This window comes from Allochromatium warmingii (assembly GCF_900107145.1).
Classification (GTDB): Bacteria; Pseudomonadota; Gammaproteobacteria; order Chromatiales; family Chromatiaceae; genus Thermochromatium; species Thermochromatium warmingii.
Genome location: NZ_FNOW01000004.1, coordinates 42,044 through 60,368, shown reverse-complemented (window position 1 = coordinate 60,368; position 18,325 = coordinate 42,044). Strand labels below are relative to the sequence as shown.

General features: G+C 54.3%; 16 protein-coding genes and 1 pseudogene. 4 read left to right on the top strand and 13 right to left on the bottom strand.

Annotated features, from left to right (window positions below; genetic code table 11):
* Positions 1-115: 115 nt before the first annotated feature.
* A complete protein-coding gene (locus tag BLW10_RS02120; protein WP_177168961.1) occupies positions 116-2,503 on the bottom strand; it encodes a PAS domain-containing hybrid sensor histidine kinase/response regulator in 2,388 nt (795 codons plus the stop codon).
* On the opposite strand from BLW10_RS02120, the gene BLW10_RS02115 reads away from it, so the two are divergent.
* Entirely contained in the window at positions 2,502-2,987 is a 486-nt protein-coding gene (locus BLW10_RS02115) for a CYTH domain-containing protein (RefSeq protein ID WP_091331993.1), read from the top strand. The genes BLW10_RS02120 and BLW10_RS02115 overlap by 2 nt on opposite strands.
* A 34-nt stretch (positions 2,988-3,021) precedes the next feature.
* On the opposite strand, the gene BLW10_RS02110 is transcribed toward BLW10_RS02115, so the two are convergent.
* Positions 3,022-3,870 carry an HDOD domain-containing protein gene (locus BLW10_RS02110; RefSeq protein ID WP_091331991.1) on the bottom strand — a complete coding sequence of 283 codons (849 nt, stop codon included), beginning with the start codon at positions 3,868-3,870 and terminating at the stop codon, positions 3,022-3,024.
* Positions 3,871-3,971: 101 nt separating this feature from the next.
* On the bottom strand, positions 3,972-5,804 hold the full coding sequence (locus BLW10_RS02105; RefSeq protein ID WP_177168960.1) for a Na/Pi cotransporter family protein: 1,833 nt from the start codon (positions 5,802-5,804) through the stop codon (positions 3,972-3,974).
* A gap of 400 nt (positions 5,805-6,204) precedes the next feature.
* On the opposite strand from BLW10_RS02105, the gene BLW10_RS02100 reads away from it, so the two are divergent.
* On the top strand, positions 6,205-8,286 hold the full coding sequence (locus BLW10_RS02100) for a molybdopterin-containing oxidoreductase family protein (RefSeq protein ID WP_091332056.1): 2,082 nt from the start codon (positions 6,205-6,207) through the stop codon (positions 8,284-8,286).
* A gap of 60 nt (positions 8,287-8,346) precedes the next feature.
* On the opposite strand, the gene BLW10_RS02095 is transcribed toward BLW10_RS02100, so the two are convergent.
* Positions 8,347-8,880 (bottom strand): TIGR00645 family protein, encoded by a 534-nt coding sequence (locus BLW10_RS02095; protein WP_091331989.1) that lies wholly within the window; start codon positions 8,878-8,880, stop codon positions 8,347-8,349.
* Positions 8,881-9,090: 210 nt separating this feature from the next.
* Between BLW10_RS02095 and BLW10_RS02090 the strand changes: the two genes are divergently transcribed.
* Positions 9,091-10,743, top strand: a complete 1,653-nt coding sequence (locus tag BLW10_RS02090; RefSeq protein WP_091331987.1) for a tetrathionate reductase family octaheme c-type cytochrome — start codon at positions 9,091-9,093, stop codon at positions 10,741-10,743.
* Positions 10,743-11,396, top strand: coding sequence for a cytochrome b/b6 domain-containing protein (locus BLW10_RS02085; RefSeq protein WP_091331985.1), 654 nt, complete (start codon positions 10,743-10,745; stop codon positions 11,394-11,396). Before BLW10_RS02090 ends, BLW10_RS02085 begins: the two co-directional genes overlap by 1 nt.
* Before the next feature lie 152 nt (positions 11,397-11,548).
* On the opposite strand, the gene mnmE is transcribed toward BLW10_RS02085, so the two are convergent.
* From mnmE to rfbA, 9 genes and pseudogenes are all read right to left on the bottom strand, one after another.
* Positions 11,549-12,889: a tRNA uridine-5-carboxymethylaminomethyl(34) synthesis GTPase MnmE gene (gene mnmE / locus BLW10_RS02080; RefSeq protein ID WP_091331983.1), complete on the bottom strand. Its 1,341-nt coding sequence runs from the start codon at positions 12,887-12,889 to the stop codon at positions 11,549-11,551.
* A gap of 14 nt (positions 12,890-12,903) precedes the next feature.
* The gene (gene yidC / locus BLW10_RS02075) at positions 12,904-14,574 is read right to left on the bottom strand and encodes a membrane protein insertase YidC (RefSeq protein WP_091331982.1); all 1,671 of its coding nucleotides are present in this window, start codon (positions 14,572-14,574) and stop codon (positions 12,904-12,906) included.
* Positions 14,567-14,803: a membrane protein insertion efficiency factor YidD gene (gene yidD, locus BLW10_RS02070; RefSeq protein ID WP_091331980.1), complete on the bottom strand. Its 237-nt coding sequence runs from the start codon at positions 14,801-14,803 to the stop codon at positions 14,567-14,569. The genes yidC and yidD overlap by 8 nt, the downstream gene beginning before the upstream one ends.
* Positions 14,788-15,174 (bottom strand): ribonuclease P protein component, encoded by a 387-nt coding sequence (gene rnpA / locus BLW10_RS02065; protein ID WP_091331978.1) that lies wholly within the window; start codon positions 15,172-15,174, stop codon positions 14,788-14,790. Before rnpA ends, yidD begins: the two co-directional genes overlap by 16 nt.
* Positions 15,171-15,305 carry a 50S ribosomal protein L34 gene (rpmH, locus tag BLW10_RS02060; protein ID WP_012972289.1) on the bottom strand — a complete coding sequence of 45 codons (135 nt, stop codon included), beginning with the start codon at positions 15,303-15,305 and terminating at the stop codon, positions 15,171-15,173. The genes rnpA and rpmH overlap by 4 nt, the downstream gene beginning before the upstream one ends.
* A gap of 293 nt (positions 15,306-15,598) precedes the next feature.
* A pseudogene (locus BLW10_RS14575) lies at positions 15,599-15,673 on the bottom strand (MerR family transcriptional regulator); the annotation flags it as partial.
* A gap of 220 nt (positions 15,674-15,893) precedes the next feature.
* On the bottom strand, positions 15,894-16,727 hold the full coding sequence (locus BLW10_RS02055; RefSeq protein WP_091331977.1) for an NYN domain-containing protein: 834 nt from the start codon (positions 16,725-16,727) through the stop codon (positions 15,894-15,896).
* Positions 16,728-16,758: 31 nt separating this feature from the next.
* Positions 16,759-17,319: a dTDP-4-dehydrorhamnose 3,5-epimerase gene (rfbC, locus tag BLW10_RS02050; RefSeq protein ID WP_091331975.1), complete on the bottom strand. Its 561-nt coding sequence runs from the start codon at positions 17,317-17,319 to the stop codon at positions 16,759-16,761.
* Positions 17,316-18,200, bottom strand: a complete 885-nt coding sequence (gene rfbA / locus BLW10_RS02045) for a glucose-1-phosphate thymidylyltransferase RfbA (RefSeq protein ID WP_091331974.1) — start codon at positions 18,198-18,200, stop codon at positions 17,316-17,318. The genes rfbC and rfbA overlap by 4 nt, the downstream gene beginning before the upstream one ends.
* Between the last annotated feature and the right edge of the window lie 125 nt (positions 18,201-18,325).

Below are 18,325 nucleotides of genomic sequence, written 5' to 3'. Positions count from 1 at the left end.
CGAAAGTTACTCCTGTTTGTGTCAGGTTAAGTCAAGGGAAAAAGTCATGGATTTGGCAGAATTGCCGAGGTTCAGACCGAACGCCATGCGCCAAGTTCCAACGTCTGTTCCGACGCTAGGATAGCGGAGCGGCGCTCGACTGTGCATCCAGTGTCTGGCCGTTGGCGTCTGGATGTGGGGACGGCGGCGCAGTTCCCAACCACTGTATCAGCGCCCGTTCCAGATCTTCGAGCATCAGCGGCTTGGTCAAATACGCATCCATCCCCAGTTCCTGAGCGCGTTCGGCCTCACCGCGTAGCGCGTTAGCCGTAAGCGCAAGAATCGGCAGATGTTCAGTTTGTCCGGTGCGCTCGTTGTGTTCAGCCTCTTCGCGGCGAATCGCGGCCGTCAGGCTGTAGCCGTCCATCTGTGGCATGTGCAAATCAGTCAACAGCGCCAGATAACGCCCGCGATTGCGCCGCCACAGCTCTAGGGCTTCTAAGCCATGATTGGCGATATCGACTTGATAGCCAAGCATATCAAGCTGTAATTGGATGACTTCTTGATTGATCTCGTCATCTTCAGCGATCAGCAAGCGGCGCTCACCTGCGGGCGCAGGTATCGGTGCCGCAGGCGCGGATGCGGTCGGTTCTGGTGTGGGCGCGGGTTCCGGCGGCGCAGCAGCGGGACGCTCCAGCGCAGGTGTGCTTGGCGGTATCGCGGCAGCTTCCAGCGGAAGCTGTACGCTAAAGGTCGCACCACATTGCGGCGCACTGTCAACGGTCATCACGCCGCCCAGTAAATCGACAATCCGTTTGCAAATGGTTAAGCCCAATCCGGTGCCACCAAAGCGGCGCGTGGTTGAGGCTTCCGCCTGACCAAAGGGTTTAAACAGTTGCGCTTGCGCCTCAGCCGACATGCCAATGCCATTGTCGGCAACGCTCAAGGTTAGGGTGTAGGCTGGATCGGTCGCCGGTTCGAGTCGCACTTGCACCCAGCCGCGCTGACCGTCGTGACCCTGCGCGAACTTGATGCCATTGCCCACCAAGTTATAGAGCAGTTGGCGCAAGCGCACGGCATCGGAGTTTACCCATTCCGGCAGTGTGGGCGCGATGGTATAGCGCAGATCGACCGCCCGCGAACTGGCCAGCGGTTCGAGCGCCGCGCAGAGATCGGCCACCAGCGGCGCGAGTGCGACCGGCGCTTGTTCGAGTTCGAGCCGTCCGGCTTCGATTTTGGAAAAATCTAAAATATCGTCGATCAGATGCAGCAGTGATTTCCCAGATTCGCGGATAGTATTGAGCCGTTGCGTTTGCTCGGGCGTGAGCGGCGTGAGCGCCAGCAGTTCGATCATGCCCAGCACGCCATTCATCGGCGTGCGGATTTCGTGGCTCATGTTGGCCAAAAATGCACTTTTAGCGAGATTCGCCGCTTCCGCTTGCTGACGGGCGGTAGTGAGTTCGACCGTGCGTTGCTTGACCAGCTCTTCAAGATGATGGCGATGCTGGTCGAGTTCAGCGGCGATGCGCTTTTTGTCGGTGATGTCTTCTTTGACCGCGACATAATGGGTGATCGTGCCGTCCTGCTGGCGCAGCGGTGCGACATGGGCGAACTCAATATAGTTATTGCCATCTTTGCGCCGATTATGAAACTCGCCTTTCCACGTCATCCCCAGCGTCAAGGTGGCCCACATGGTCGCGTAAGTCGTGTGCGGGGTTTGACCGGATTGGAGCAGACGCGGATTGCTACCGAGCACTTCGTTGAGCGCGTAGCCGGTGGTGGTCAGGAACGCTTGATTGACATACTGAATCCGCGCTTCAAGATCGGTAATCAGGATGCTATTCGGGCTTTGCTCAATGGCCAGCGAGAGTTGCTGCAATCGCGCTTCACTGGCGGCTAACGCTTGCAAGGTGCGACGCCGCTCGGTGACATCATGCACAATGGAATAGAGCAGCGTGCGATTATCGAGCGTAATCCGCCCGCTGTAGACCTCAACATCGCGCACTGAACCATCGGCGAGCCGATGCGGAAACTCAAAATAATGCCGCCGTGCGGTTTTGGCCGCCTGCATTTCGGCACGAATTTGCTCCGGCGAGCGGGTGTTAATCTCCATCACATTCATCTGTTGCAGCGTTTCCCGCGACCAGCCATAAAACTGCACCGCCGCAGGATTCGCGTCAACAATCGCGCCGCTCTCAGGATCGACAATGAACATGACGGCGTGATTATTTTCAAACACACTGCGATAGCGTTCTTCGCTCTGATGTTCGCGCACAAAGGCGGCGCTGATTTGACGCTCCCAGGTGCGCAAGAGCAGATGAAGCAAGAGGCTGGTGAGGCTGACAAATGCCAAGCCCTTTGCCAGCTCGATCCAGAATTGCAGCGACGCTGGCTGTGGCAGTAGCCACATCAGCAGCACATCAGAAAGCACAATCCAGAGTGCGGCCAACAGGCCATAGAACAACGCGATGCGCAAGGCGTTCAGGCGCGTGGACGGTAATGAGTGCGACAGTGGTGAAGCCATGTCTTTTGAAATTGAACGTAAATTTTTGGTCATTAATGCCGGCTGGCGCGACTACATTGAAGCTGAAACCCGCTTAATTCAAGGCTATCTCACGGCAAGCGGGCCGGTGACAGTGCGCGTGCGTCTGGATGCAACGCAGGCGTATTTGACGCTCAAGAGTGCAACCACAGGCATCAGTCGGCGCGAATTTGAATATCCGATTCCGTTCGCCGATGCCGAAACGCTGTTGCGTGAATTGGCCGTTTTGCCGCTGATTGAGAAAACGCGCTATCGCGTGCGTCATGGGCGACATCTGTGGGATCTCGATGTCTTTGTCGGTGAGAACGCCGGTTTAGTGCTGGCTGAACTGGAACTCGAACACGTCGCCGAGACGTTTGAGCGTCCCGCTTGGCTCGGTGCGGAAGTCTCTGCCGATCCGCGTTATTTCAATTCCCAGTTAGCCCAGCATCCATATTGCCGCTGGGAACAGTCCGAACAGTCCTAAACAGCGTGCGCAGTTAGCGGCTCTCAAAAAAATCTCAGCCGGTCATCGTCGCCTCGATTGCGGCGATGTCTACCGATTCATCGAGCATCACCAGCGTTCCCAGCACACTGACCGCGCCGGGCTTGAGTTTGTCGTAAGCGGGGATAGTCTGCATATCGGGCAGATAGCGCGTCGGATCGTTGACTAAGCGCAGTTCGTGGAGATTGACCAGTGTCACCAAGTCAGCTAGATCGGCCTTGCCGCGATGATCGCGCAGCCAGTTATGGCGATTGCGGGCCACATCCTGCAATTCGGCATCTAAACACCAAGATGCTAACAGCGTTTGACTGATCGTTGCGCAAAACGTGTCTTCTAAATCTTGCAGCAATTCGGGATCGCCGAGTGCTTCGGGGGTATTTTCGAGCCGCACATAGAGCAAGGGCATCCCGATTTCTTGCAGCAATCCGGCAAGCAAGGCGCGATCTGGGCTGATATGGCGCACCTGTCCAGCTAATACGGTGCAAAAGGCGGCGCGATGGGCACTGCGTTTCCAATGTTCTAACAGCAGCGTTTTCAGCAGCGGGTCGCGGCCATGAAACATCGAGCGCAAGGAATAGCCTAAACACAGATTGCGCGTCATCTCCATGCCAAAGAGCGACAGTGCCCGCTTCAAATCTTTCGTCTGCCGCCAACCGCGATAGGCGGGACTATTCGCCATTTGAATTAAATAGCCCGACAATCCGGCATCGGTTTGAATAATCTGCTCAATCCGCGCTAAATCACAGCTTGGGTCTTGCATCGCCCGCCGAATCCGCAACGCCGCATCGGGCAAATTCGGCAAACTGGCTTTACCGGCAATAATGTCATGGGCGATTTTGGCGTAAATCCCGAACCCAGTTTGCATCCGTTAAGTCTCCGCGATACCGGACGTTATCAAGCAACTGATAACGTCATTTATTAGAACAAGCTATGCGCGATCAGCCGCCAGCGATCAGCTTCCAGCTTTTAAGGCGGCTCGCTGGTGACTGACGGCTGGTGGCTGCTCGCCGCCGCTATCTCCACCGTCTTGGCCATGCGCTTTGCAAAATAATAAATCCGTTGCAGCTTTTCGATGATATTGATTTCCAATGTATAGGCCGGAATGCGCTTGGGTTCTTCGGCGACTAAGCGCCGCGCTTCATGGGCAGCGGCAGAATCAGCAATGGCGCTGATCTCCGGTTTCATCGCCGTGACCGCCCGCGCCGCAAGCGCGTTGTTTTGCGCTACCGCTTGCAGTGCAGTGCCGAGGGCGCGGCTGACGGTGCGATGAAAGTTCAGCAGCACTTCGCGGGTTGGTTCGCTCACCGAGACGCCTTGATCAATGCGGGCGCGGCCCAGTTCGACGAGATTGGTTTCAATCAGGTCGCCGATATTTTCTAGATCATTTGCCGCCGCTAACAGCGCCAGCAGCGTATGCGTTTGCGGTTCGGTCAGGCTCTGACGGCTGATTTGCCCCAGATAGCGCACGATTTCAGCGTGCAACAGATCCACGGCATCATCCATCTGCTCGATGTCATAGAGCGTTTGCCGATTGCCGCCGAGAATCGCTGGCATGATCGCCTGCATCATCTCGCGCACGCGCTCGCCCATGTGTAGCAGCTCCAGTCGCACGCGGTCGAGCGCCAGCGCTGGTGTGGTCAGCAGTTCTTCATCCAGATAACGCGGACGCACGCGCTCGATCTCGGCGCTCGCGGGTCGCTCCGGCACCAGCCATTCAACCAACCGCGCTAGGTGGGTCGTGAATCCGATAAACAGCAGCGTATTGGCGATATTAAACAGCGTGTGCGCATTGGCCAGCTGGCGCGGCACCTCAGCGGCCAGTCGTTCGGCTCCGCTCAGATCGGGCCGCGCTGGGGACAGCCATTGCACCCAGTCGGCGAGGTAGCCGATCAATCCGATCCACACCAGCACCCCAGCGACGTTAAAGATCGCATGCACCAGCGCCGCCCGCACCGCAGCGCGGGGCTTGCCGATGGAGGCCAGTAGCGCCGTGACACAGGTGCCGATATTCGCGCCAAATGCCAGCGCAATGCCGGTTTCTAAGTCCATAAAGCCTTGACTGGCCATGACAATCGCAATGCCAATGGTCGCCGCCGAGGATTGGATCAAGCCGGTAAAGATCGTCGCGATGAGCATGGCTAACAGCGGCTGGCGCAGGGTGGCCATGAAATCGAGAAACGGCGGATAGGCACGCAGCGGGGTCATGGCCTCGCTCATCATGGTCATGCCGAGAAATACCAGCCCCAAGCCCAGCAGCAGGCCACCATATTGGCGGGCGGTTTCGTTGCGGCTAGTCAGATGCAGCAGCACGCCGCTGCCGAGCATCAATAGCGCCAGATTGTCGAGCTGAAAGGCGATCAACTGCGCCGTGAGCGTCGAGCCGATATTCGCGCCCATGATGATGCCGACCGATTGCGACAGCGAGAGCAAGCCGGCGCTAATAAAACCGACAACTAGCACGGTGGTAATCGACGAGGAATTGATAACCGCAGTGACAAATGCGCCGGTCAGCGCACCCAAAAAGCGATTGCTGGTCAGACGCGCAAGAATGTCTTTCATGCGCTCACCGGCTGCGGCTTTGAGCGCAGCGGCCATCTGTTCCATGCCGTAGAGAAACAGCGCCAGCCCGCCACAGAGCGCCACACTCATCGCCCACCAGTCGATGCCACCGCCGATGTTTGCTGATTCCGCGTCCGCGCCGCTGGCCCAGAGCGGACTGCTGAGGGTGCATCCGAGTAGCAGTGTGCCCAGTATACCCAGCGTCCACAGCCAGCGGTGAGGTGTAGCAATGACGAACATGAAATAATCTGATGGATTTTCGTTAACACCTGTTAACGCGCATGTGTTTGGTCACACATGGCCCCATCCGGCAAGGTCTGTACCATGCACAGACGCAAAACGGTCTGATGGATGCTTTGAGTTTTACACCAGCAGCACGTCGTGCTGGAAACCTGATACTCAAACGTGTTAAAGACCGATGCTCTTGGTTATCGAGCATGTGGGAACATGCACCGGCTGCTGAAGCGTGTCAAGTGCTTTCTATGCAAAACAAAACGGTAAAATTTGTGATTTTTGTTAAAAAATTTACCACTATCTGATAGCTCTTCGTTGATCGGGTTTCCGGTTCGGAATGCGCCGTCGGCGTGCCGAATCAGTACAATGGCAGCGATTCCCCCCGTCTGCCCGCGAGATCCGCGCCATGCCCACCAAGCCCAGCACCTGCTACGAATGCGACGCCAACTGCCCGATTCAGGTCGCGTGCGACACCAGCGGCGAGCCAATCGCCATTCACGGGCCGCCGGACTGTCCGCGCTGCACCGTTCAGCTTGACCGGCGCAATCATCCCGACCGCCTGCTCTATCCGCTCAAGCGCGTTGGGCCACGCGGCAGCGGTCAGTTCGAGCGCATCAGTTGGGACGAAGCACTCGACACCATCGCCGCCCGCTTGAGCGCCACCCGTGCTGAACACGGTGCGCCAGCGGTGGCCTTCTTTGCCGGTTACACCAAAGAAGCCCGTCCGCAGTTGCAGCGGCTCGCCCATGCCTTCGGCTCGCCGAATTATCTGACCGAAAGCGGCTGCTGTTTTTCCGCGACGATGGTCGCCGAAAAAGTTACGTTTGGCTACAAGATCAAGACCACTTCGACGGTGATTTCGCCCAAAACGCGCTGTCATCTCATCTGGTCAACCAATCCGCGTGGCTCGATTCCGCCTTTTGAGTCGCATGGCTTAGTCACGCTCAAGCCCGGACGACGCATGATCGTTGTCGATCCGCGCCGCACGCCGCTGGTCGAGCAAGCGGATATTCACCTGCAAATCCGTCCGGGCACGGATGGGGCGCTGGCGCTGGGGTTTCATCATCTGATCTTTGCGAATGGCTGGCAGGATCAAGCCTTTCTCGATCAATGGGGCGCGGGTGTTGAGGCGTTCAAAGCCTATGTTGCTGAGTTCACACCCGAACGGGTAGCGGCGATCTGCGGCATCGCCGAATCCGATCTACGCGCCGCTGTCGAACTCTTCGCCACCACGCCGCCAGCGCAAATCACGCTCTCGCCGACGGCCACCGTACAGCACAGCAACGGCTTTCAAAATCACCGAGCGTTAATCCTGCTCTCCGCCGTGACCGGCAATTTAGATCGGGAAGGCGGCAATCGCTTTTTTAACGATAAGGTGATGCCCAAACCGATTGAGCTGTTTGATTACTGCCGTCAAAGCCTGCCGCCGCGCATCGGCGATGAGGTCTATCCCATCTGGACAAGATATTGGCCCGCCGGACAGAGCATGTTGCTGCCGGATTGTATTCTTGACGGTCAGCCGCAGCCGGTGCGGGCGCTGCTGGCGATGGGGATCAATACGGCGATGTGGCCCAATTCCAAGCGCATGGAACGGGCACTTGGGTCACTCGATTTTTTTGCCGCGACTGATTTTTTCCACAATCCCGCAACACTGCAAGCCGACATCGTGCTCCCCGCCGCGACCAATTTGGAACGTCCGGCGCTGATCGCCTATCCGGGCTGCGCCTATCAGGGCGAATTGCGCTATCGCCGGCCGGTAGTTGCGCCGCGTGGTGAAGCGCGACCCGATGGGCAGATTTTTTTGGAACTCGGCGTGCGGCTGGGGATGGGTGAGCAGTTTTGGCAGGGCGATCTGGAGGCGAGTTGGGCTGAGGCCGCGTCGGGTATTCCAGACGAGATTCGTGACGAGGTGTACAGCAATCCCGATGGCGTCACGGTGTATGCTGGCGCGATTGAGGATTTAGTCGAGCATGGCTTTCTCGACGCCGACCGGCTCTATCGACTGCGTGGCTTTCCGACCGCCAGCGGCAAGGTTGAGTTCGACTCAGCCGAACTGCGGGCCGCCGGACATGACGGCCTGCCGGTCTATCGTGAACCGGCGGAAAGTCCGTTCTCGACGCCCGAAATCGCCCGCGACTATCCGCTGGTGCTGACCAGTGGGGCACGCACCAAATTCGACACCCATTCACAGCATCAGCGCAGCGAGCGGATGCGGCAGGCGATTCCGCATCCTTTGGTCGAGATTCACCCAAGCGATGCCGCGCCACGCGGCATTCAGGACGGCCAGCCGGTCGCGGTGCGCTCGCCGCGTGGTGTGGTGCGATTTGTGGCCTGCGTCACCGAGCGCATCAAGCCGGGGGTGGTGCATTGTACGCACGGTTGGAATAGCGCCAATATCAATGAACTCACCGATGACCGCCATCTTGATCCAATTAGCGGTTTTCCGCCGTTTAAATCGAGTTTGTGTGAAGTCATTGCGGTGAATTAAGCACACCGCACTAGCGAGCGTGATAAGCGCAGGTGAGCCAGCTCACGCGGCATCACCTGCTCAATGCCCCATCAGCTTATTTTTATCATGCGGCTCACGATGGGACGCAAATGAAATGCGATCCAAAATCCCCATCAGCACTGCCGAAACCACAAAGGTCAAATGAATAATGACATACCACATCAGCTTTCCGCTGTCGATTTGTGGCACATTGACAAACACCTGCAACAAATGAATTGACGAAATCGCCACAATTGATGCTGCTACTTTCAATTTAAGCGTTCCGGCATCCAGCTTGCCGAGCCAATCGAGCTGGTCATCTCCCTCGCGCACATCAATGCGTGATACGAAATTCTCATAACCCGAAAACATCACCATCACCAGCAAACTTCCCACCAGCGATAAATCAATTAGTGCCAAAATACACAGCACCATATCTGATTCGCTCATTTCCAGGATATGCGCAAACAAATGATAGATTTCCTGGAAAAATTTAATTCCCAGCGCAATCAGCACCAGCGAGAGCGCCAAATAAACCGGAGCCAGCAACCAACGGCTGGCATACAGCAAACGTTCAATAATGCGTTCAAGCACGCTGTCACTCCTCAAAATAGTTCAAAAGAATCAATTGCCCCGAAGTGCTCATCGCGTCAGATCGACGCCAAACGCTACTGTAGCAGCTTCCAGCACGATAGCCTGAGAGCTGATAGCTCAAATGCCACTTTGCTTGCCATAGATCATGGCGCATCGGCGCGATCATTGTCAGGATAGATCGGCCTCCCCCCATTTTCTGGAGTTAGTCCCATGCGACTCTTTCTCGGACGCGCCCTGATGGTGCTGCTCGCCGGTGCGCTCATGGCTACCGGTGCGCTCGCCCAGAGCCAATGGCCGACGCCACCGGCCACTCCCACCCCGACCGATCAGATTTCGGGGCCGTTAAGCGGCGGCACCGCCGATCACACCAAGTTTGAAATTCTCAAACAAACATTTGCCACCGGATCGGATGTGACCCGCGCTTGTTTGAGCTGTCACACTGAAACCGGCCAACATTTTCGCCAAAATATTCATTGGACATGGGAATATAAAAATCCCGTGACCGGCCAACAGCTTGGCAAAAAACATCTGGTCAATAATTTTTGCACCAATGCTCGCGGCAATGAAGGCATGTGCGCACAATGTCATGCCGGTTATGGTTGGAAAGATGAAGGATTTGATTTCAATGACGAGAGCAAAATTGATTGTCTCGTCTGCCATGATCGCACCGGCAGCTATTATAAAACACCCAATAGCGCCGGCAGTCCGGCCTGCTCAGTGATGTTTGAAGGCAAACCGCCGATGGATCTCAGCCAAATTGCGCAGAGCGTCAGTCTGCCCGAGCGGGCGAATTGCGGCACCTGTCATTTTAATGGTGGCGGCGGTGATAATGTCAAGCACGGTGATTTATCTTCAGCCTTAAAAAATCCTCCGCGTTCGCTGGATGTTCACATGGGCGTTGATGGCTTAAATTTCGCCTGCACCGCCTGTCACATTACGAATAAACATCTCTGGGCCGGCAGTCGCTATCAAATCGCTGCCAAAGATCAGGAGGGCACCGGCTTACCTGGACAACGCCGCGATGTCGCAACCTGTGAATCCTGTCATGGATTAACACCGCATCACGTCGATTCTATTGCGTCATTTAAGCGCAATGACCATGCCTCAAGTCTTGCCTGTCAAACCTGCCATATTCCCGAATATGCTCGCGGTGGTGTGGCGACTATGACGCATTGGGATTGGCGCACTGCTGGTAAAACGCGCAATGGTGAAGGCTATCATGAGCACGGCTATACGCAGGGTAATGGTGAACATCGCTATACCTATAAATCCATCAAAGGCGATTTTATTTACGCCGAGAATTTAGTGCCGCTCTATCGCTGGTTTGATGGTCAAATGAATTATACGACCATTGATACCAAATTCGATGTCAATCAACAGCCAATTGCGATTAACGATTTCACTGGCAATCGTGAAGATAGGCGCTCACGCATTTGGCCATTTAAGCCAATGTACACCTGGCTACCGGCAGATGTGGGTAATGGTACGCTGGTTTATACCCATCTTTGGGGCGAAGATGATAGCTCTTATTGGGGCAATTATGATATGGGCAAAGCCATTGCGTTTGGAATGAAAAAAGCAGGCTTACCCTATTCCGGTCAATATGGCTTTGTCGAAACCGTTTCCTATTGGCCGATCACCCACATGGTCGCACCGAAAGAACAGGCGCTGAATTGCGAATCCTGTCATTCCGTTGGCGGGCGCTTAGATGGACTCAAAGGACTGTATTTGCCCGGCCGCGATCATCACCCCTGGCTTGATTTAATTGGCATAATTGCCGTTCTGGGCACGCTGGCCGTGATCCTCGGTCATGCTTTGATCCGAACGCTGGCATCACTACGCGGACAACGAGGACAACACTAATGGCTATTCGGCATGTCAAAATCTTTAGCCTATTTGAGCGTTTTTGGCATTGGGCGCAAATGGCACTGATTATGGTGCTGCTGTTTTCTGGTTTTGGGCTGCATGGTTTTCATCATCTCATCAGTTTTGAAACCGCTGTCACATTGCACACATTAGCTGCGCTTTTTTTGCTGCTATTATGGGCGTTTGGCACCTTTTGGCTCTTCACAACGCGCAGTTGGCGGCATTTTATCCCGACGCTTTCCGGCATGTGGCAGGTCTTTCATTTTTACAGCTTGGGGATTTTTAAGGGTGAGCATCATCCTTATCGTAAAGCCTATTGGCGCAAACACAATCCGCTTCAAGCCTTAGCCTATTTGATGCTCAAAATTGTGCTCTTTCCGCTGATTTGGATTACTGGCTTGATTTATCTGTTTTATTTCGTGTGGCGCGATTTGCCACATGCCAGCGATTGGCTGACTGGACTAGCCTATGTGCATACTGGTGCGGCTTATGCGATCTTGGTTTTTGTGCTGGTGCATGTTTATATGCTAACCACCGGGCATTCATTCAAAGAACATCTCATGCCGATGGTCAATGGTTTTGATGATGTCGATTTGACACCCGAAGAAGAAGCCTATTTGCTCAAAGATGAGCCGGAGAATATCCGTTGAGGTGTTGTTGCGGTTGCGGTTGAGTTTGAATTTAAATTCAACCGCAAAGTACGCAAAGCGCACAAAGTTTATTTTTAGTCACGAAGCGAACTGTTATAAGCTTCGTGACTAGATAATATGCCGAAAGCTGGCCGCTCGTTAACAGCCGCCAGCTATTTCCCCAAACAAAAATCCGCAAAAATCCGCCCCAGCAAATCCTCTGTGGTAAATTCGCCGGTTATTTCGCCGAGCGTGCGTTGCGCAAGTTGCAATTCTTCGGCGACTAATTCGGCACCGCATCTATGTTCTAAATGCGTGGTGGCTGCTTGTAAATGAATCCGCGTCCGTTCAAGCGCATCGAGATGACGCCGCCGCGCCATAAAAATTCCTTCAGGATGTGCGGCATTCAATCCCGCCTGCGCTTTAAGTTGGGTTTTGAGTAATTCCAGCCCATTACCATTTGCAACCGAGAGCGCAATTTCAACCTCGCCATCACGTTCAATCCAGTGCGCTGTTTCATTCAGCAGATCTATTTTATTGCGCACGCGAATAATTGGACATCCAGCCGGAAAGCTATCACGCAGTGCTTCATCGCATTCACTATCGGCCGCATACACCCATAACACGACATCCGCTTCATGCGCAGCTGCGTGTGCCCGTCGCACCCCTTCTTGTTCAATCGGATCCTGGGTGTGACGCAATCCAGCGGTATCCACTAAGCGAATTGGCAAGCCATCGACTTGAATATCAAATTTGAGTAAATCACGGGTTGTCCCAGGAATATCAGTGACAATCGCGGCCTCTGTACCGCACAGCGCATTGAGTAGACTCGATTTACCGACATTCGGCGCACCAGCAATCACTACCGCGAGACCTTCGCGGATAATTTGGCCGTGATGGGCGTCGGTTAATAATTGATGCACCCTTGCTAAGGTCGCAGCTAAATCAGTGGCAATCGTTGGTTCGTCAGCAAGATCAATGTCTTCGTCAGGGAAATCGAGTGTGGCTTCGACATGCAGGCGAATCTGAATGAGTTGCTCAACTAATTCATCAATACGGCGCGAGAAAACACCTTGCAGATTGCGACCAGCTAAGCGCACGGCAAGCGCAGTCGAACTTTCAATCAGATCAGCGACGGCTTCAGCCTGAATTAAATCGAGCTTGCCATTCAGAAAAGCGCGTTCGCTAAATTCACCGGGACGGGCTAATCGTGCGCCTAATTCGAGACAACGGCGCAGAATTAAATCCAGTACAACCGGGCCGCCGTGCCCCTGAAGTTCGAGCACATCTTCACCGGTAAAGGAGCGGGGAGCGGGGAAATACAGCGCCAAGCCTTCATCAATAAAGGTGCCAGCGTTATCACGAAAAACACCGAAGGCGGCGTAGCGTGGTTCGGGCACGCGCCCAAGCATAGCGTGCGCAATCGCTGCGGCTTGCGGGCCGCTAATACGCACAATACCCACCCCGCCTAAACCGGTCGGGGTGGCAAGCGCGGCGATGGTGTCGCCGGTCATGGACAGAAATACCCTCAGCGCCGCCGTTTAGCAGTTTCTAATTCTAAATCGCGGGTGATTTTCCATTGCTGTGCAATCGACAGCAGGTTATTCACCGTCCAATACAGCACCAATCCCGACGGGAAAAAGGCAAAAAATACGGTGAATACAAACGGCAAGCTCATCATAATTTTTGCTTGCAGCGGATCGGGCGGTGCCGGATTGAGCTTTTGCTGCACGAACATGGAGACGCCCATAATCAGCGGCAGAATAAAATATGGATCGGGAGCCGAGAGGTTATTCAGCCACAGCACGAAGGGCGCATGACGCATTTCGACGCTTTCCAAGAGCACCCAATAGAGCGCAATAAACACCGGAATTTGAATCAGAATCGGCAAACAGCCGCCGAGCGGATTGATTTTCTCGGTTTTATACAGCTCCATCATCGCTTGATTGAGCCGCTGCTTATCGTCGCCATAGCGATCTTTGAGTGCCTGCAAGCGCGGCGTAATCTGGCGCATGTGCGCCATCGAACGATAGCTGGTTTCGGAGAGTTTATAGAACGCCAGCTTAATCAGGATGGTGAGAACAATAATCGACCAGCCCCAATTACCGACGACAGCATGAATCCAACCCAATAGCCAAAAAATTGGCTTGGCAATCACAGTCAGCCAACCATAATCAATCGCTAATTCCAGACCGGGGGCGATGTCTTCAAGCGTATCTTGCAGTTTGGGGCCAACAAATAATTGATTCTCGAAGGTATGCGCACTATTGGGTTCAATACTCACCGCTGGCGAATATTTACCGATGATATAGCGCGAATTATTCAGCGCATTGGTATAAAACGTCTCAGCCACACCACGCGGCGGAATCCAAGCCGCGAGGAAATAATGCTGCATCATGGCAATCCAGCCATCCGTCACGGTGCGGTCGAGCTTGTTTTTAGCGATTTCTTCGAGATCGACTTTTTTGTAGTGCTCTTCTGGGCTGTAATAGACGCCACCCGTGAAGGTGTGAATAAAACTTGGCTCATTGGGATCGTACCAATCAGTACGCTGGAGCTGATTATAGGCCCGTGCAATTAGCGGATCGGCAGTACCATTTTCGACCACCTGACGCGATTGAATTAAATAACTGCCGCGTGTCAAGGTATAAATCTGTTTGACGCGCACCCCCGCGTTATTTGTCCAGTCAAGCACAACTTCGAGCTGATCTGAACCGGCATCTAAAATATAGTGCGTATTGGCGCTGGTGAAAACCGCTTCATGTGTCGGTAAGAGATCGGGTTTTTCGCCCAGTAATCCCGATTGCACGACAAATAAATTCGGCGGTAGCGGTTTTAAAAGCTGGAATTTTTCATCTGGATGCTCGGGCACAATCGCATAATCCACTAACCAAGCATTGGCAATGGTTGCGCCGCGTGGCGAAATATCGAGCCGTAACCGATCGGTTTCGACGCGAATCAGGGTTTCATGCGTCGGCACTGCATCCGCTGCCAGTGTGGGCACGACTCCAGTCGGCGTGGTTGCTACCGTTGGGATTTCCGCCGCGTTGGGCATGGGAATGCCAGGCGTCCCCGAAGTCTGCGCTGCTGGGGTCACCGGAAGCTGGGCGGGACGGCCATAGTCCTGCATCCAAGACTCGTAGATTAGAAACAGCACCGCAGCCAGTGCCATAAATAGAAACAAGCGCTGGTTATCCATGAATCGTGGTCTGCCTTTTTTCTGGGACGGGATCGATACCGCCTGGATGCCAGGGGTGACAACGCAACAGGCGACGTAGAGCGAAATAGCTCCCGCGTGCGACGCCGTGGATCTCAATGGCTTCCACGGCATACTGCGAACAGGTGGGATAAAAGCGACAACGCGGGCCGAGCAGCGGGCTAATCAGGTATTGATAAACCCGAATCAGCCCGATCAAGATTCGACGCATGATGATGTTCCGATGTGCGCCCACGCCCGCTCTAACACATCGAACAGCCGTTGGTTCGACTCCTGTGGCGCACCCTGCGCACAGAGCACCACGATATCGACTGCGGGCAAACGGTAATAGGCGCGGCGAAAACTCTCGCGGGCCAAACGCTTGAGCCGATTGCGTTCAACAGCGCGGCGGGCGCATTTTTTGGCGATAGCCAGACCGAGCCGAGGCCGATCCAAATCGTTGGGCCGATACAGCACCACCAGACTGCGGCGACTCGCTCGGCTGGCGTCGGCGAAAACGCGCTTGAATTGCTCCGAGTTGGTGAGCCGCTGCGTGCGGCGAAAGCCCTGCCCGAGGTCGCCGGTCGGTGCGTAGCCGCTCAGGGGATCAGACGGACGCGGCCCTTAGCGCGACGGGCGCTGAGAACCTTGCGACCGTTACGGGTGGCGCTCCGCGCACGGAAACCGTGGGTGCGAGCGCGTTTTAGGCGGCTGGGTTGGAAGGTGCGCTTCATCGACAATACTGCTCCATTTAACTTGAGCGAACGTGCTCAATGGATTTATCTGCACTTGGTTGACGCGGCGAACCGCCCAACTCAAGCCCTTGACGCTCAGTGGCGCCGGATTCCCTCAATCGATCAAGCTCTCTAGAGGTTTCATCCCCGTGCGGTAAAGCGCCAAACCGAAGCCTGGCCACTTGCAATGTCCTCTATTAGCTCGTCGTTAAACCGCTGTTAGCGGTCTCAAGCAATGCTCATCCTGAGCATCTGTCAACACATTTGAGCAAAAATCAGCGATCAGTTAGCAGCTCCCAGCGTCGGATCGTCGATGGCGCTTTCCCGATCCGTTTTGCAAATTCGTTGATGCGATATATCTTGCTCATAAAAGCAAGTATAAGCATTTTTGAAAAAGAATCAAAGAACAGTTGTCAACTCCAAGCTATTCGGTGGTGGGGCGAGGCGTGATAACCCAGCCATAAAAGGGCTGGAAATTTAGGCAATTTTGGGGCTGAAGTCAATCAGCTTTCGGATTTTGGGTGGCGCATCCACATGATCGTGTACAGGCAGCATCTATCGCGTGCGCATCGCCTGCGACCACTGCGATCAAAACAACAGTTGTTTCGCACTTCCACTCCCCGTTTCACGCAAATTCGGAATGGCTTTTAAAAAGCGATCTCGCTCGGCTTTGCTGGTTAATCCAAGATTATGCAGCACTTGGCCAAGTTCATTGGTTAAATAACCGCCACCTGGTTGCTTTCTGCACCGCGCTCGCACTTGCGCGAGCAGTTCTGCGTGCGCTAATGCTGCCAGCTCAGACGAAATTGCTGCCTCAATCGATTCAGGTACTGGCACAGCCATAACGGTTGGCGTAGCCGGTTTATCACTCGCACTCGCCGGTTTCGTGTGCGTGTGACCCGGATTCACCGCTGGCAACAGCAAGGTCGGCAGCGTCGTGCGGGCTGGCGGGATCTCGCTCTGTGCATAGGCGACCCACACCCGACACCCGCGTCGCCGCACCGCTTCAGCCGCATGAATCAACAATTCATCCCGCGAAACCACCACCACAAGATCTGGCCCGCGCTGATGACGTTCCATGCCCGCACCAAGCTCCAAAATCAACGCGAGATCGGCGGCATCTGGTGTGCGTGGAACACGTAACGTCAGGATTGCATCAGCCGCAATCACCTCAGACAAGGCCGCAGCCCACCGCTCCAGCGCGTGACCGTGATCATTGCCCGCGAGTACCACCTGCGAGGCATCCAATCCCCAATCATCCCGCACACTGGCTAATAAATCGCCAGCAATCGCAGGTGATTGATTATCGCCGTCAATATACAGCGCCATTGCGCGTGCTGGCTGCAATGGGCGACTGACTGAATCAATGGGAGCTAAATTCTGATGTGGCAGCCGCGCTATTAAGCTGGGCGGCGGTTCCATGTCCAATTCTCTATCCATTCCCGCGCACCATTTATAAACTTGGGAGGCGATCCAGCGGAATAGCGCACAAACAGGCTGCATCACGATCTTTCGCAGATAATTCGGGCGTTAAACCATTCAGCGGCCAATCAATACCCAGATCAGGGTCATCCCAACGGACGCTCAATTCCGTTGCTGGACTGTAATATTCAGTATTTTTATAAACGAAGAGCGCCTGTTCCCCTGTGACAAGAAAACCGTGAGCAAAACCGGGCGGAATCCAGAATTGACGTTTATTTTCACCAGAAAGCGTTACCCCGACCCACTGGCCAAAATATGGCGAACCGCGCCGAATATCGACCGCGACATCAAAGACTTCACCGGCTAATACTTGCACCAGCTTACCCTGTGCATGTGGATGCTGAACATGCAATCCGCGTAAAACGCCGCGCCGTGAAAAGGATTGATTATCTTGAACCAGCGGCGGAATACCGCAGGCGGCATAGTCATTCGCACGATAAGTTTCGAGAAAATAGCCGCGCTCATCACCCCAAACGTGCGGCTCCAAAATTAGCACGCCAGGAATCGCGGTTTCAATCACGGTGGCTGTCATGACACACGCCCTCGGTGTAATAAGCTTAATAAATATTGACCATAGTCGTTTTTACTCAAGGCTTCACCCATGCGACCTAATTGTTCCGCGTCAATCCAACCATTAAAATAGGCGATTTCTTCAGGGCAGCAGATTTTCAGTCCCTGACGTTTTTCAATGGTTTCAATAAATTGACTAGCTTCCATTAACGAGGCATGGGTGCCAGTATCAAGCCATGCGGTACCGCGTCCAATGCGCGTCAATGACAGTGCGCCCTCGGCGAGATAGCGGTTATTAAGATCGGTGATTTCTAGCTCGCCGCGTGGTGAGGGGGTGAGTGCCGCTGCAAAATCGCTGGCGTATTCATCATAAAAATAGAGACCCGTGACCGCCCAATTGGATGTGGGCTGTTGGGGTTTTTCTTCAATAGCCAGCACGCGCCCAGTCTCATCAAATTCAGCGACGCCATAGCGTTCGGGATCTGAGACATAATAGCCAAATACGGTGGCACCGGATTCGCGGGCATTAGCCGCTTGCAGTTGATCGACGAGGCCATGACCATAAAAAATATTATCGCCGAGGATTAAACAGGATGGCGCACCGGCTAAAAATTTACGTCCGATTAACAAGGCTTGCGCTAAGCCATTCGGTTCGGGTTGCACTGCATAACTGAGCGTTAAACCCCATTGTGAACCATCCCCTAAAAGCGCCTGAAATAAGGGCGCATCATGCGGGGTGGTGATAATTAAAATCTCGCGCATCCCCGCCAGCATTAGCGTTGAGAGCGGATAATAGATCATCGGTTTATCGTAAATCGGTAGCAGTTGTTTGCTGATTGAGCGCGTGAGGGGATAGAGCCGTGTGCCGGAGCCGCCGGCTAAAATAATGCCTTTGCGTGTCATGGTTGTTTAGTCTGTTTCGCGTTAAATTTAGACAGGATTAACAGAATGATTCAGGATTAACAGGATTTTTTAATTATTTTATAGCGTGTGAATCTTGAAAAATCCTGTTAATCCTGTCTATTATT